The following is a 12218-nucleotide window of genomic DNA, read 5'->3' on the forward strand; positions in this document are numbered from 1 at the left end:
AGCGATGAAAAGAGCAAGAGTAATCTACAACCCGACATCTGGGAAAGAATTGATTCGAAAAAACTTAGCAGATATTTTAGATGTTTTGGAAACTGGCGGTTATGAGGCGAGTGCATTTGCCACGACCGCTGCGCCATTTTCCGCTCGTGATGAAGCAAGAAGAGCCGGCGAAGCTGGTTTTGATTTGGTGGTAGCTGCCGGTGGGGATGGCACGATCAATGAAGTCGTCAATGGGATCGCTCCTTTAGAAAAGCGACCAAAAATGGCGATCATTCCTGGAGGCACGACCAATGACTACGCACGAGCGCTAAAGATTCCCCGTACGGATATCAAAGCAGCTGCGGAAGTGATTTTGAAGCAGCAGACAGTGAAAATGGATGTCGGAAAAACACCCAACACGTATTTTATCAACATTGCTGCTGGTGGGCACTTAACGGAATTGACCTACGATGTTCCTTCTGAACTGAAAAGTGTTTTTGGCTACTTAGCTTATCTAGCAAAAGGAGCGGAATTACTCCCTCGTGTCAAACCAATCAAGATGCATCTAAAGTATGAAGACGGAGAATACATTGGCGGAGCGTCGATGTTCTTTTTAGGGCTGACGAATTCAGTGGGGGGCTTTGAACAGATTGCGCCTGATGCAAAGCTTGACGATGGGAAATTTTCGTTGATCATTGTCAAAACGGCCAATATTTTTGAGATCGTCCACTTAGTTGCTTTAATGATGAATGGTGGAAAACACATCAACGATCGTCGTCTGATTTATACGAAAACATCTTTTCTTGAAGTAGACGCACCAGAACAGGTCAATCGTTTAATGATCAACCTTGATGGCGAATACGGCGGAGATGCTCCTATGCGCTTTGAAAACCTACACAATCATATTGAGTTTTTTGCAAATGTCGATCAAATCCCTGACGATGCGGTCGTTGGTGAGCAAAATTATCAAGAGATGAGCGAAGGTTTTATTAAAGAAGTCGAACGTCTTTCCGATGAGGACATCAATGGGGATGGCAAGATCGGCGACGAAACAAAGTAAACGATTTTTCTTTTCATGCGAGTTGAAAGAACAGGGACTTTTGGACCTGTTCTTTTTTTAAAACGTAATTGTGGAAAAGCAGGCACCGATTTTTTTCGAATACTTGATAGAATAGCTTTTCTTAAATTTTAGTAAAGGATGTTTTTTATAAAGTGTTTCACTATTTGTCTTTGTTTCACGAGATCGGGCACGGATCATATAAATAAAACGAATAAAATTTCCAAAACACGAATGATAATCATCAAAAAGCGAACTTTTCGAATATATGCTCATTAAAGTTCGTTATTTCCGTATTTCTATCCAATCTATGGATGCAAAAGCGAATAAGAATATGCTATAATGGTGAAACGAAGAAATGGGGGGACCGGAATGGAGCAAATCGATTCTACAAAAGCGCTTGATCTGCTGAGAGATGACGCAGAACGAATCAAAAAGCTGATCCGAAACCAAGAAAATAGTTTATGTATCGCACAATGCAAAGCATTTGAAGAAGTGGTTGATACCCAGATGTATGGTCTATCACGGCAAGTGGCATTTGCGATCCGCTTGGGGATCGTTGATAATCAAACAGGGCAGCAATTGATGGCGGATCTTGAAAAAGATTTGAACCAATTGTATAGCGAGGTCTACGAGGACCAGCGGACACCTGACATCGGCAAGGAGGCATAAACTTGCCAGAGAAAGTAAAGAAAAGACATTTATTAGATTATAGTATTTTATTACCATATATTGTTATGTGTGTCACGGGCTTGATGATGGTTTATAGTTCCACATCTTACGTTGCGATGACCGCCACACAACCGACCACAGCTGCTTCTTACGTCATCAATCAAACATTATTTTGGTTGGTGAGCCTAATAGCGATCACTGTCATGTATAAAATGAAAACGGATGTTTTTCGGAACAAAAAATTTGTCCAGATCGCCATGATCGTCATCTTGTTCTTATTGATCGCTGCCTTCTTTTTCCCAAGAAGAAATGGGGCACTCGGTTGGTTATCGATTGCTGGCTTTTCCATTCAACCAGCAGAGTATTTAAAGTTTATTGTGATTTGGTTTTTATCGGTGACGCTATCTTATCGTCAAAAAGGTATCCAACAAGAATTTTGGAAAACGGTTTGGCGTCCAATCGGAATCGTTTTTGTCTACACCGGGATCATGGCACTTTATCCCGACTTAGGGAATGCTGTAATCGTTATGTTGCTGGCATTTGTCGTGTTATTGTCTAGCGGATTGAATTACCTGTATACCTTAATATTAGGTGTGGCAGGTATTATCGGTAGTATGTTGATCGTCTTGTTTGTGAATCTAACCGGTGGTAAGCTTTTACCCGACTATGTCTATAGTCGTTTTTCATCTTTTTTGAACCCGTTTGCTGATGAATACGATACAGGTCATCAAATGGTTAATGGGTATTACGCAATGTTCAACGGTGGGCTGTTCGGGCGCGGGCTTGGAAATAGTATCCAAAAACGTGGCTTCTTAAACGAAGCGCACACCGATTATATATTTTCGATCGTTATGGAAGAATTAGGGCTGATTCCATCGATCATCATTTTAGGTGTTTTGTTCTATATGGTGGGACGAATCTTTCTTGTCGGTATCCGTTCAAGAGATCCCTTTAATTCCATGATGTGTATAGGTATAGGGACATTATTTATGTCTCAGATTTTTATCAACTTAGGTGGAATCACTGGTTTGATCCCGTTGACGGGAATCACTTTCCCATTTCTAAGTCAAGGTGGATCAAGCTTGCTGATGCTATCGATTTGTATCGGTTTTGTGTTAAATATCAGTGCCGAAGAAAAGAGGAAACAGGTTTATTTGAATTATTGATCAATTGAATGGAGTGGATTAGATGAAGAAAATTCTTGTTGCCAATCGTGGAGAAATCGCGATCCGTGTCTTCCGCGCATGTGCGGAACTTGGGATCAAAACTGTCGGAATTTATGCTGCGGAGGATGAATACTCCGTCCATCGCTTTAAAGCAGACGAAGCGTATTTAGTGGGGAAAGGCAAACGTCCGATCGATGCGTATTTAGACATTGAAGATATCATTCGCACGGCGAAAAAGGCCGGTGCCGAAGGAATCCATCCTGGATACGGCTTTTTATCAGAAAATCTGGGATTTGCTCAACGCTGTGAAGAAGAAGGTTTGATTTTCATCGGACCATCCACCCATCATTTAGATATTTTTGGCGACAAGATCAAAGCAAAAGCAGCAGCGATCGAGGCCGGGATTCAATCAATTCCTGGCTCTGACGGTCCAGTTGCATCGATCGATGACGTTTTAGCTTTTGCAAACGAACATGATTATCCAATTATGATCAAAGCAGCCCTTGGGGGCGGTGGGCGAGGCATGCGTGTCGCTCATGATGAAAAAGAAGCAAGAGACGGCTACGAACGTGCCAAAAGTGAAGCCAAAGCGGCATTTGGTAGCGATGAAGTCTACGTTGAAAAATACATTAGTAATCCAAAACATATTGAAGTCCAAATTTTAGGAGATACGCACGGAAACGTCGTTCACTTATTTGAACGTGATTGCTCGGTTCAGCGCCGCCACCAAAAAGTAGTCGAGGTGGCACCTTGTGTGTCAATGACTGATGAACAACGGGAAAAAATATGCCAAGCAGCCGTTCAACTAATGAAGCATGTCGGGTATATCAATGCTGGAACCGTGGAATTTTTAGTAGAGGGCGACAAATTCTACTTTATCGAAGTAAACCCACGGGTTCAAGTGGAACATACGATCACTGAAATGATCACCAATTTAGACATCGTGACGACACAAATTTTGATTGCACAAGGCAAAGACTTGCATAAAGAAATCGGAATTCCTGAACAAAAAGACATTCGCTTTGAGGGTGTTGCGATCCAATGTCGCGTGACGACAGAAGATCCAGCGAATAATTTTATGCCAGATACTGGTAAGATCGATACCTACCGCTCTCCGGGTGGATTTGGGGTTCGTTTAGATGTCGGAAATGCTTATGCCGGTGCAGTGGTAACCCCTTATTTCGACTCGCTACTTGTAAAAGTCTGTACGCATGCTGCTTCGTTCGACCAAGCAATTCAAAAAATGATGCGCTGTCTGAAAGAATTCCGAGTACGTGGTGTGAAAACAAACATTCTCTTTATGCGTAATGTTGTTTCTCATCCAGCCTTTCGTTCAGGGGAAGCCAAAACCACCTTTATCGACAATACGCCAGAACTATTCAATTTCCCTCGGATTCGTGACCGTGGAAACAAAACCATGAAGTATATCGGTGAAATCACGATTAATGGATTCCCGGGAATCGAAAAACAAAAGAAACCTTTCTACAATGAACCACGGATGCCACAACACATCCAAGCAACGCCTGATTTTGTCAGCGCCAAAAATATTTTAGATACGAAAGGTGCCGAGGGTGTCGTTGAATGGATCGGTCAACAAAAGAATGTCTTACTGACGGATACAACCTTCCGAGATGCCCATCAAAGTTTGTTGGCAACTCGTGTAAGAACCCATGACTTTAAGAAAATTGCCGCGATGACGGAAGCTGGCCTACCACAATTGTTCTCAAGTGAAATGTGGGGTGGGGCAACCTTTGACGTTGCATACCGTTTCTTAACAGAAGATCCATGGGAAAGATTGCGGATGTTCAGGAAAAAAATGCCGAATACACTCTTACAAATGTTGTTTAGAGGCTCCAACGCTGTCGGGTATTCCAATTATCCAGACAATGTTTTGGAAGAATTCATCAAAGAATCTGCGGCACAAGGAATCGATGTATTCCGAATCTTTGATAGTTTGAACTGGGTCCCACAAATGGAGAAAAGTATCCAAGCTGTTCGTGATACGGGGAAAATTGCAGAAGCGACGATTTGTTATACAGGGGATATCAATGATCCATCCCGCCAAAAATATTCGGTACAATATTACAAAGATATGGCAAAAGAATTGCAAAATCTTGGTGCCCATATTATTGCGATCAAGGATATGGCTGGATTATTAAAACCGCAAGCGGCTTATCGTTTGATCAGTGAGTTAAAAGATACGATCGATGTACCGATCCATCTGCACACGCATGATACCAGCGGGAATGGGATTATCACTTACTCAGCAGCTACCAAAGCTGGCGTTGATATCGTGGATGTCGCTATGTCAGCTATCAGTGGCGCAACGAGTCAGCCAAGTATGAGTAGTTTGTATTATGCTCTTTTAAACGGCGAGCGTTGCCCAGAGATCAATGTGGATAATATCCAACAATTGAATCACTATTGGGAAGATGTCCGCATGTACTATCATTCCTTTGAAAATGGCTTGAACGCCCCTCAAACGGAAGTGTACAAGCATGAGATGCCAGGAGGACAATATACCAATCTCCAGCAACAAGCCAAAGCCGTTGGTTTAGGCGAAAAATGGGATGAAATCAAAGAAATGTATCATGAAGTCAATATGATGTTTGGAGACATCGTGAAAGTGACACCTTCTTCGAAAGTCGTGGGCGATATGGCGCTCTTCATGGTACAAAATGGCTTGTCAGAAAAAGATATTTTTGAAAAAGGCGATACATTGAGTTTCCCAGAATCAGTGATCACCTTCTTCCAAGGCGAGTTAGGTCAGCCAGTCGGTGGTTTCCCGAAAGAATTGCAACGCATTATCTTAAAAGGACGCCCAGCCTTTACGGAACGTCCAGGAGCCTTTGCCAAACCAGTTGATTTTGCTGAAGTGAAACAAGAACTAGCTGAAAAAATCGGCTATGAACCAAAACACGAAGAAGTCTTGAGCTACTTGATGTATCCGCAAGTCTTCCTTGATTATCGAAAAGCGTATGAGCAGTTTGCCGATGTAAAAGTCCTTGATACACCAACCTTCTTTAATGGTATGCGTTTAGGCGAAACGATCAATGTCGAATTAGAAAAAGGCAAAATTTTGATCATTCGTCTCGATGAAATCGGTGAACCAGATATCGAAGGCAATCGGACCCTCTTCTTTAACTTGAACGGTCAACGACGAGAAATCGTTGTGAAAGATAGTTCGATCATCAGTTCTGTTCAAACAAAACGCAAAGCAGAGCCAACGAACAAAGAACAAATCGGTGCCTCCATGAGTGGTTCAGTTTTAGAAGTATTAGTCAAAAAAGGTGACCGAGTAGCACGTGGACAGACGTTGATGGTCACTGAAGCGATGAAGATGGAAACTTCCGTCGAAGCTCGCTTTTCTGGTGTAGTTGAGCATGTTTACGTGACCGATGGGGAACCAATCCAGTCAGGAGACCTTCTGATTGAAGTCAAAGAAAAATAAGGAGTCGATCAGCAGATGAAGCGAAGGGGATTATTATTTTGCGGCTTATTTGTCCTAGCCCTGATAATCGTGTATTTGCAGCCAGTATTCATGCAAAACGCTTCAGATTCAAGAATGACGATCGAGAACCCAATCAAAGCACCAACGACCATGAATTACGAACCAATCGCAGCCCAAGGATTAGCTGAATTGATTGGGGAGCCTGTTTCTGATTTTGAAGAAATCTACGGGCTTCCAGTTCAAACGTATCGCTCGGGCTACGAGTTTGAAATTCGGGTCTACAATCAATTAGACGATCAGCAATATGTTGAGATCAATACTGATGGTGAGAGTGTGCAGGCAATCAAAGTGATCGGCGCCGGGGGATCTTCCCTAGCGCCCTTTGCAATGGGCATGACCTTGACTGACTTGACTGAGCTGACCATGATTTATCCAAATTTTACCTTGACACAAAATGATCGCACCATCAGTTTTGAATTGATGGAAGAAGATATGAACTACCGACCCTTAGTAGCGTTTGATAATGGGACATTTGCTGTTTTATTCTTTGATCAAGAGACGGCTCAACTGCAGGCGATCACTTATTTGGATCAGACGACCCTGCTTAAGTTAGCGCCCTATCCCTTGACAGAAGGAGAACGACCGCTGTTTCAAGTTTCGCAAACGATTGACCAAGCACAAGCTGATCTTGAAAAAGAGACGTTAGCCTTTGTCATTATTGATAAGCTTCGTAATCAAATCGGTTTGGAAAGCTTTGTACAAGATACCCAGACGCATCAAGATGCGGTCGGACTTTTAGCGGATTTGACGAATAATCTATCGGATCATTTGACCTCTCAACGCATCCATTCCTATCAACGTGCTCTTTCTTCGGAAAAAACGAGTAATTTTGTTTTGACGAACGATGAGTGGCAGGAGTTATTAGCAGCGAAGGAGTTAGAGGCTTCTGCTTCGATTTTTGAAGCGCCTGTCTATGATCCAACCTTTACTATTTTATCTTGGTTCAGTAACCCAAGATTTACTGAACGTTTGACCCATGAACAATCAGAAAAGATAGGAATTGCTTTTTCTGAAGCAAATATGGTAGTCTTAGTGCAAGAAGATGTAGAAGGGACCGAGGATAGTACATCAGATGATTTACGATGAAGCCTTTTTCGAGATTGAAGATCAAATCGATTCACTTGTAACGGCAATCAAAGCGAGTGAAACGTGTAGAAACTATCAAATAGCGAAACAAACCATGCATCAAGATCCTGTTGCTCAGGAATTGATGCGAACGTTTTTAGAAAAAAAGCTGGATTTTGAAAGAATTGAAGCGTACGGCGCATATGCCCCTGATTTCAAAGAGAAAAAGCGTGCGATGCGCACAGCTAAGCGACAGCTGGATCTCAATGAGCAAGTGAGCGAGTACCGCTGGAGTGAAACGCAGCTGCAGCGTTTGCTGGATGAACTGACCGTAGCGATTTCTACGTGTTTTTCACCAACTGTCAAAGTGGATGCTGGAAGTCCTTTTTTTCAATCAAAATCAAGTTGTGGAGGAAATTGTCATGCACGAGGATAAAACGCCTTTTACGATGCAGAAGCGTCGAGGATTGATCGTATGGGTCTACAGCCTACGTCAACTAAAAAATTTGCGTCGTTTTGGCTTCGTTCATTATGTGTCACGCAAAATGAAATACGTGGTCATGTATTTGAACGAAGAAGAATACGAAAGCAAAAAAACAAAAATCGAGCAGTTTCACTTTGTTCGACAAGTTGAAGCTTCCTATCGACCAGATGTCGAAATGGATTTTGCTGAAAAAATTGGTACATCAGCAGCCTATCCAGTGAAAGATGAAGGGTTTGATATCGAAGAAAAAAATACGATGATTCGATTGGCAGAAAACGTGTAATAGAAAAGTGGGGGTGCCTTGAGTCACCGCCATTTTTTTATTGCTATTTATAGAAACAGTGCTATATTTGTATTTACGAAGATCTTGGAGGGAAAAACGCATGCGTGTAGTAGCCGGAGAATATGGTGGCCGCAGATTAAAAAGTCTTGCTGGAGATAACACTCGCCCCACGACAGACAAAGTAAAAGGGGCGATCTTTAACATGTTAGGGCAATATTTAGATGGAGGAGTTGTACTGGATCTGTTTAGTGGGAGCGGGGGCTTAGCGATCGAAGCGGTATCTCGTGGTGCGGAGCATGCCGTTTGTGTCGACCGTAGTTTTCCAGCTATCAAAGTGATCCGTGAAAATATTGCAATAACCAAAGAACCAGAAAAGTTCACGGTACTAAAAATGGATGCCAATCAAGCCTTACGCCAGTTTGCAGCTGAGGGACAAAGCTTTGACTATCTATTTTTAGATCCACCTTACGCAAAGCAAGAGATCCTGCAACAGCTAGAAGCTATGCTGAAGGATGAATTGATTCGTCCGTTTGCTTATGTGGTTTGCGAAACAGATAAGTCCATCGTCTTGCCAGAAAAGATTGGTTCTTTGCATTTGATGCGCGCCCAAACCTATGGCATATCTGCGGTGACGATCTATAGAAATGAGGGATAACATGAAAAAGATTGCTTTATTTCCAGGAAGTTTTGATCCGCTGACGTCAGGTCATGTGGATCTGATTGAGCGAGGCGCAACGCTTTTTGATGAACTGATCGTGGGTGTTTTTACAAATACCAATAAAAAAAGTTTTTTTACAAGTGAAGAAAAAGTTCATCTAATTGAAGAAGCCCTCGCTCATATTCCAAACGTCAAGATTCTGGCGCAAGAAACGGAGCTGACGGTCACGATCGCGAAAAAACTAGGCGCACAGTTTCTGCTTAGAGGCATTCGCAGTGTGAAAGATTATGAGTATGAGCGGGACATCATGGAAATGAATCATCACTTAGAACCTTCCCTGGAGACCGTCTTTCTTTTAGCAGATGCAAAGCATAGTTTCATCAGCTCCAGTTTGTTGAAAGAAATCTTAACCTTTAACGGCGATGTGGCGGAATATTTACCACAAAATATCTACGATGCTATAGTAAAGAAGCGTGATACCAATGAATCTTAAATCAACGATCAAATATGTTCTCTTGTTTGTTTTAGCACTGATCATCGCAGCCTGTGCCTTTTTGCCGATTCCTTATTATATCGAGCAACCTGGTGCAACGATCGATTTAAAAGAATTGATTACCGTCAATCAAAAAGAAGACACCTCAGCCGGCTCCTTTTCTTTAACCAGTGTCGGGATTCGACAGGCTACCGTGTTTACGGCGATTGGAACGAAATTCAATGAATTTCAAGACTTGATCAGTGAGGAAGAACTTTTAGGCGGTTCGACAGATGAGGAGTACAATCGCATCCAGCGCTATTATATGGAATCCTCGCAAAATAGTGCGATTGAGCAAGCATTAAAGCTGGCAGACTTGCCTTATGAAATGACCTATAAAGGGGTCTATGTCATGGGGATCGATCCAAATTCCAGTTTTGCGGGGAAAATATCCGTTGGAGATACCGTCACCGCTGTCAATGGCAAAGAATTTAAAAGTAGCCAAGACTTTATCGACTATGTACAAAGTCAAACCATTGGTGATGAGATCACCGTAACTTACTTGCAAGATGGTGAAGAAAAAGAAGCAACAGGCAAATTAATTGAACTGGAAAGCAATCAAAAAGCAGGTATCGGCATCTCACTCGTCGATCATACAGAGATCACTTCTGATGAAGAGATCGTGATCGATTCTGGCAATATCGGTGGGCCTTCAGCTGGGTTAATGTTCACCCTTGAAATCTATGAACAGCTAACTGGAGATAACTTGCGTAAAGGCCATAATATTGCTGGAACCGGAACGATCTCAGCTGATGGGACGGTTGGTCGAATCGGTGGGATTGACAAAAAAGTAGCGAGTGCCAGCGAAAGTGGAGCAGAAATCTTTTTTGCTCCGGACGATGAAATCACTGATGAAGAGCGTGAAATAGATCCTTCCATTAAAACGAATTACGAAGAGGCAGTGGCAGCAGCGAAGAAGTTAGACACAGACATGAAAATCGTTCCGATCGCCAATGTCCAAGATGCATTGGACTACCTAGCAACACTAAAAGAAGCAAATTAAAACGGCACTTGCCGTTTTTTTTATTGTCTAAAGAATACAGTAGGCTCAAAGAAAAGGTTATGCTATACTTTTAGATAAGGAGTGTGAATCTAGTGGAATTAAAAAGACAACAACCGATCGTTGAAGCATATCATTTTGATATGAAACCGAAAGACAAAGAAATGGAAACAAAATTGAATGTCGGCTTTGCGCCGTTAAAAGTCAAAGATGAAGAATATATGGAAAAAAACAGTATTATTGGTGCCCGCTTAGAATTCCAATTGGTGTTCCCTGATTACGTTTTGTCAGGACGTGTCGGACAAGTCAATCATATTTTGAATCGCAAAGTCAATTCTGGAGAGGATTTGACGAAAGCCGAAACTGATCGCTTGGTTGAGCCCTTGTTTGATATCGTCAAACGCTTGACTTATGAAGTGACAGAGATCGTGACCGACAAACCAGGTTTACAATTGAACTTTAATACCAATTCGAACGCTGCGCAAGAAGCGAAGGAAGCAGACGAATAACGAGAAATAGGAGGGATGCCCATTGTTTTCCAATCAAATGCAAGTGATGCTATACGTTGACGATGTGACGAAAGCAGTTGAGTTTTGGCAAGAACTAGGGTTTGTGATCATTGAACAACAAACCGTTGATGGAACATCCGTCGTTGAAATCGCGCCATCAAAAGAGGCGGAGGCACATTTTGTCTTATATGACCGTGAGTTTATCGAAACACATTCACCTGAAGTCGCTTTGAATTCCCCATCGATCATGTTTTTTGCAGAAGATATTACGATACTTTATAAGAAGCTTTTAGAGATGGAAGTAGAAGTGGGTGAATTGATTCAGATGGAAGAACAACTGGTTTTCAATTTTGCCGATCCGGATGGCAATTATTTTGCTGTATCAGGAAAATAGCTTTTGTCGATCGTAACCAATCATTCGTCCTTTTGAACCCGACTTTATGTTGTCGTACTGTTCAGGACAAATGGTTGGTTTTTTCGTTTTATTGCAAGACATTTTACAGGCAAAGGTCTAAAATTGATAACAAGAGAATCAATTGCCTTTAAGGAGGAAATGACTATGCAAAACTATCTATATGCAATCAGTGATATTCATGGAATGGCCGATCTGTTTAAAAAACTTCTTACCGATTATGACCCTAAGCTCCATCAGCTGCTTTTGATTGGAGACTTAAATGATCGGGGGCCGAAGTCAAAAGAGTGTTTTTTTCTGGGAAAAAAGTTAGTCGAAGAATACCAAGCGATTTATTTACGCGGCAATCACGAGGAGTATTTTCTGCAATTTCTAAATGCCCCTGAGGATTGGTTTGCCGCTTACGTACGCAATGGCGGCAAAGAAACGATTGAAAGTCTTTTGCATACAGGCGCTACTGAGGAGTATTCGCCGACGGAAATCGCCTTAATGATCCGCAGTAGCTATCGAGACTTAATAGAGTTTTTGATGGAGCGACCGCTTTATTACGAATGGGGAAAGTATCTCTTTGTTCATGCGGGCGTGGATTTAAGTAAAAAAGATTGGCGTAAGACCGCAGACCATGATTTTATCTGGATTCGCGAGCCGTTTCATAAAGGAAAAAACCGTACAGGAAAAACGATCGTTTTTGGCCATACCATCACGCCCATGCTGCATGGAGATATGCAGACGACGGATCTATGGCAACAAGACGACAAAATCGGCATCGATGGCGGGGCAGTATTTGGTGGATCGGTGCATGGCGTGATTTTTGATGACAAAGGGATCGTTCAGGACATCGAATACCAAAATTTAGCAGGTCCTTGGCAACCAGACTTTTAAAAGTCTTT

At 42.2% G+C, this 12218-nt stretch carries 13 protein-coding genes; all 13 read left to right on the plus strand.

Annotated features, from left to right (window positions below):
• The first annotated feature begins 4 nt into the window (after window positions 1–4).
• The 13 genes from A5867_RS09050 (at window position 5) to A5867_RS09110 (ending at window position 12210) form a co-directional block, all read left to right on the plus strand.
• Complete coding sequence (locus tag A5867_RS09050; protein WP_010748185.1) at window positions 5–1039, plus strand: diacylglycerol kinase; 1035 nt, start codon at window positions 5–7, stop codon at window positions 1037–1039.
• Window positions 1040–1408: 369 nt separating this feature from the next.
• On the plus strand, window positions 1409–1708 hold the full coding sequence (locus tag A5867_RS09055; protein WP_010748186.1) for a YlaN family protein: 300 nt from the start codon (window positions 1409–1411) through the stop codon (window positions 1706–1708).
• A gap of 2 nt (window positions 1709–1710) precedes the next feature.
• Window positions 1711–2874 carry an FtsW/RodA/SpoVE family cell cycle protein gene (locus A5867_RS09060; RefSeq protein ID WP_087627421.1) on the plus strand — a complete coding sequence of 388 codons (1164 nt, stop codon included), beginning with the start codon at window positions 1711–1713 and terminating at the stop codon, window positions 2872–2874.
• 22 nt (window positions 2875–2896) lie between these two features.
• Window positions 2897–6325: a pyruvate carboxylase gene (locus tag A5867_RS09065; RefSeq protein ID WP_074933985.1), complete on the plus strand. Its 3429-nt coding sequence runs from the start codon at window positions 2897–2899 to the stop codon at window positions 6323–6325.
• Window positions 6326–6340: 15 nt separating this feature from the next.
• Window positions 6341–7471 carry a CAP-associated domain-containing protein gene (locus A5867_RS09070; RefSeq protein WP_015509623.1) on the plus strand — a complete coding sequence of 377 codons (1131 nt, stop codon included), beginning with the start codon at window positions 6341–6343 and terminating at the stop codon, window positions 7469–7471.
• The gene (locus tag A5867_RS09075) at window positions 7458–7886 is read left to right on the plus strand and encodes a YlbF family regulator (protein WP_005225985.1); all 429 of its coding nucleotides are present in this window, start codon (window positions 7458–7460) and stop codon (window positions 7884–7886) included. The genes A5867_RS09070 and A5867_RS09075 overlap by 14 nt, the downstream gene beginning before the upstream one ends.
• Entirely contained in the window at window positions 7873–8217 is a 345-nt protein-coding gene (locus A5867_RS09080) for a YlbG family protein (RefSeq protein WP_005225986.1), read from the plus strand. Before A5867_RS09075 ends, A5867_RS09080 begins: the two co-directional genes overlap by 14 nt.
• Before the next feature lie 100 nt (window positions 8218–8317).
• The gene (rsmD, locus tag A5867_RS09085; RefSeq protein WP_005225987.1) at window positions 8318–8872 is read left to right on the plus strand and encodes a 16S rRNA (guanine(966)-N(2))-methyltransferase RsmD; all 555 of its coding nucleotides are present in this window, start codon (window positions 8318–8320) and stop codon (window positions 8870–8872) included.
• A gap of 1 nt (window position 8873) precedes the next feature.
• Window positions 8874–9368, plus strand: coding sequence for a pantetheine-phosphate adenylyltransferase (gene coaD / locus A5867_RS09090; RefSeq protein WP_005231326.1), 495 nt, complete (start codon window positions 8874–8876; stop codon window positions 9366–9368).
• A complete protein-coding gene (locus A5867_RS09095) occupies window positions 9358–10410 on the plus strand; it encodes a SepM family pheromone-processing serine protease (RefSeq protein ID WP_087627422.1) in 1053 nt (350 codons plus the stop codon). The genes coaD and A5867_RS09095 overlap by 11 nt, the downstream gene beginning before the upstream one ends.
• A gap of 92 nt (window positions 10411–10502) precedes the next feature.
• Window positions 10503–10916, plus strand: a complete 414-nt coding sequence (locus tag A5867_RS09100; RefSeq protein ID WP_005225990.1) for a DUF1149 family protein — start codon at window positions 10503–10505, stop codon at window positions 10914–10916.
• 22 nt (window positions 10917–10938) lie between these two features.
• Window positions 10939–11310: a VOC family protein gene (locus A5867_RS09105; RefSeq protein ID WP_087627423.1), complete on the plus strand. Its 372-nt coding sequence runs from the start codon at window positions 10939–10941 to the stop codon at window positions 11308–11310.
• Between the two features lie 165 nt (window positions 11311–11475).
• Window positions 11476–12210 carry a metallophosphoesterase family protein gene (locus tag A5867_RS09110; RefSeq protein ID WP_005231330.1) on the plus strand — a complete coding sequence of 245 codons (735 nt, stop codon included), beginning with the start codon at window positions 11476–11478 and terminating at the stop codon, window positions 12208–12210.
• The last annotated feature ends 8 nt before the right edge of the window (window positions 12211–12218 follow it).

This window comes from Enterococcus sp. 6D12_DIV0197, from assembly GCF_002174385.1.
GTDB classification, from domain to species: domain Bacteria; phylum Bacillota; class Bacilli; order Lactobacillales; family Enterococcaceae; genus Enterococcus_D; species Enterococcus_D casseliflavus.

Bases quoted from the DNA above. Each gene is read 5' to 3' on its own strand.
- A5867_RS09050 (WP_010748185.1), top strand. From the start codon at position 5: ATGAAAAGAGCAAGAGTAATCTACAACCCGACATCTGGGAAAGAATTG.
- A5867_RS09055 (WP_010748186.1), top strand. From the start codon at position 1,409: ATGGAGCAAATCGATTCTACAAAAGCGCTTGATCTGCTGAGAGATGAC.
- A5867_RS09065 (WP_074933985.1), top strand. From the start codon at position 2,897: ATGAAGAAAATTCTTGTTGCCAATCGTGGAGAAATCGCGATCCGTGTC.
- A5867_RS09070 (WP_015509623.1), top strand. From the start codon at position 6,341: ATGAAGCGAAGGGGATTATTATTTTGCGGCTTATTTGTCCTAGCCCTG.
- A5867_RS09075 (WP_005225985.1), top strand. From the start codon at position 7,458: ATGATTTACGATGAAGCCTTTTTCGAGATTGAAGATCAAATCGATTCA.
- A5867_RS09080 (WP_005225986.1), top strand. From the start codon at position 7,873: ATGCACGAGGATAAAACGCCTTTTACGATGCAGAAGCGTCGAGGATTG.
- rsmD (WP_005225987.1), top strand. From the start codon at position 8,318: ATGCGTGTAGTAGCCGGAGAATATGGTGGCCGCAGATTAAAAAGTCTT.
- coaD (WP_005231326.1), top strand. From the start codon at position 8,874: ATGAAAAAGATTGCTTTATTTCCAGGAAGTTTTGATCCGCTGACGTCA.
- A5867_RS09095 (WP_087627422.1), top strand. From the start codon at position 9,358: ATGAATCTTAAATCAACGATCAAATATGTTCTCTTGTTTGTTTTAGCA.
- A5867_RS09110 (WP_005231330.1), top strand. From the start codon at position 11,476: ATGCAAAACTATCTATATGCAATCAGTGATATTCATGGAATGGCCGAT.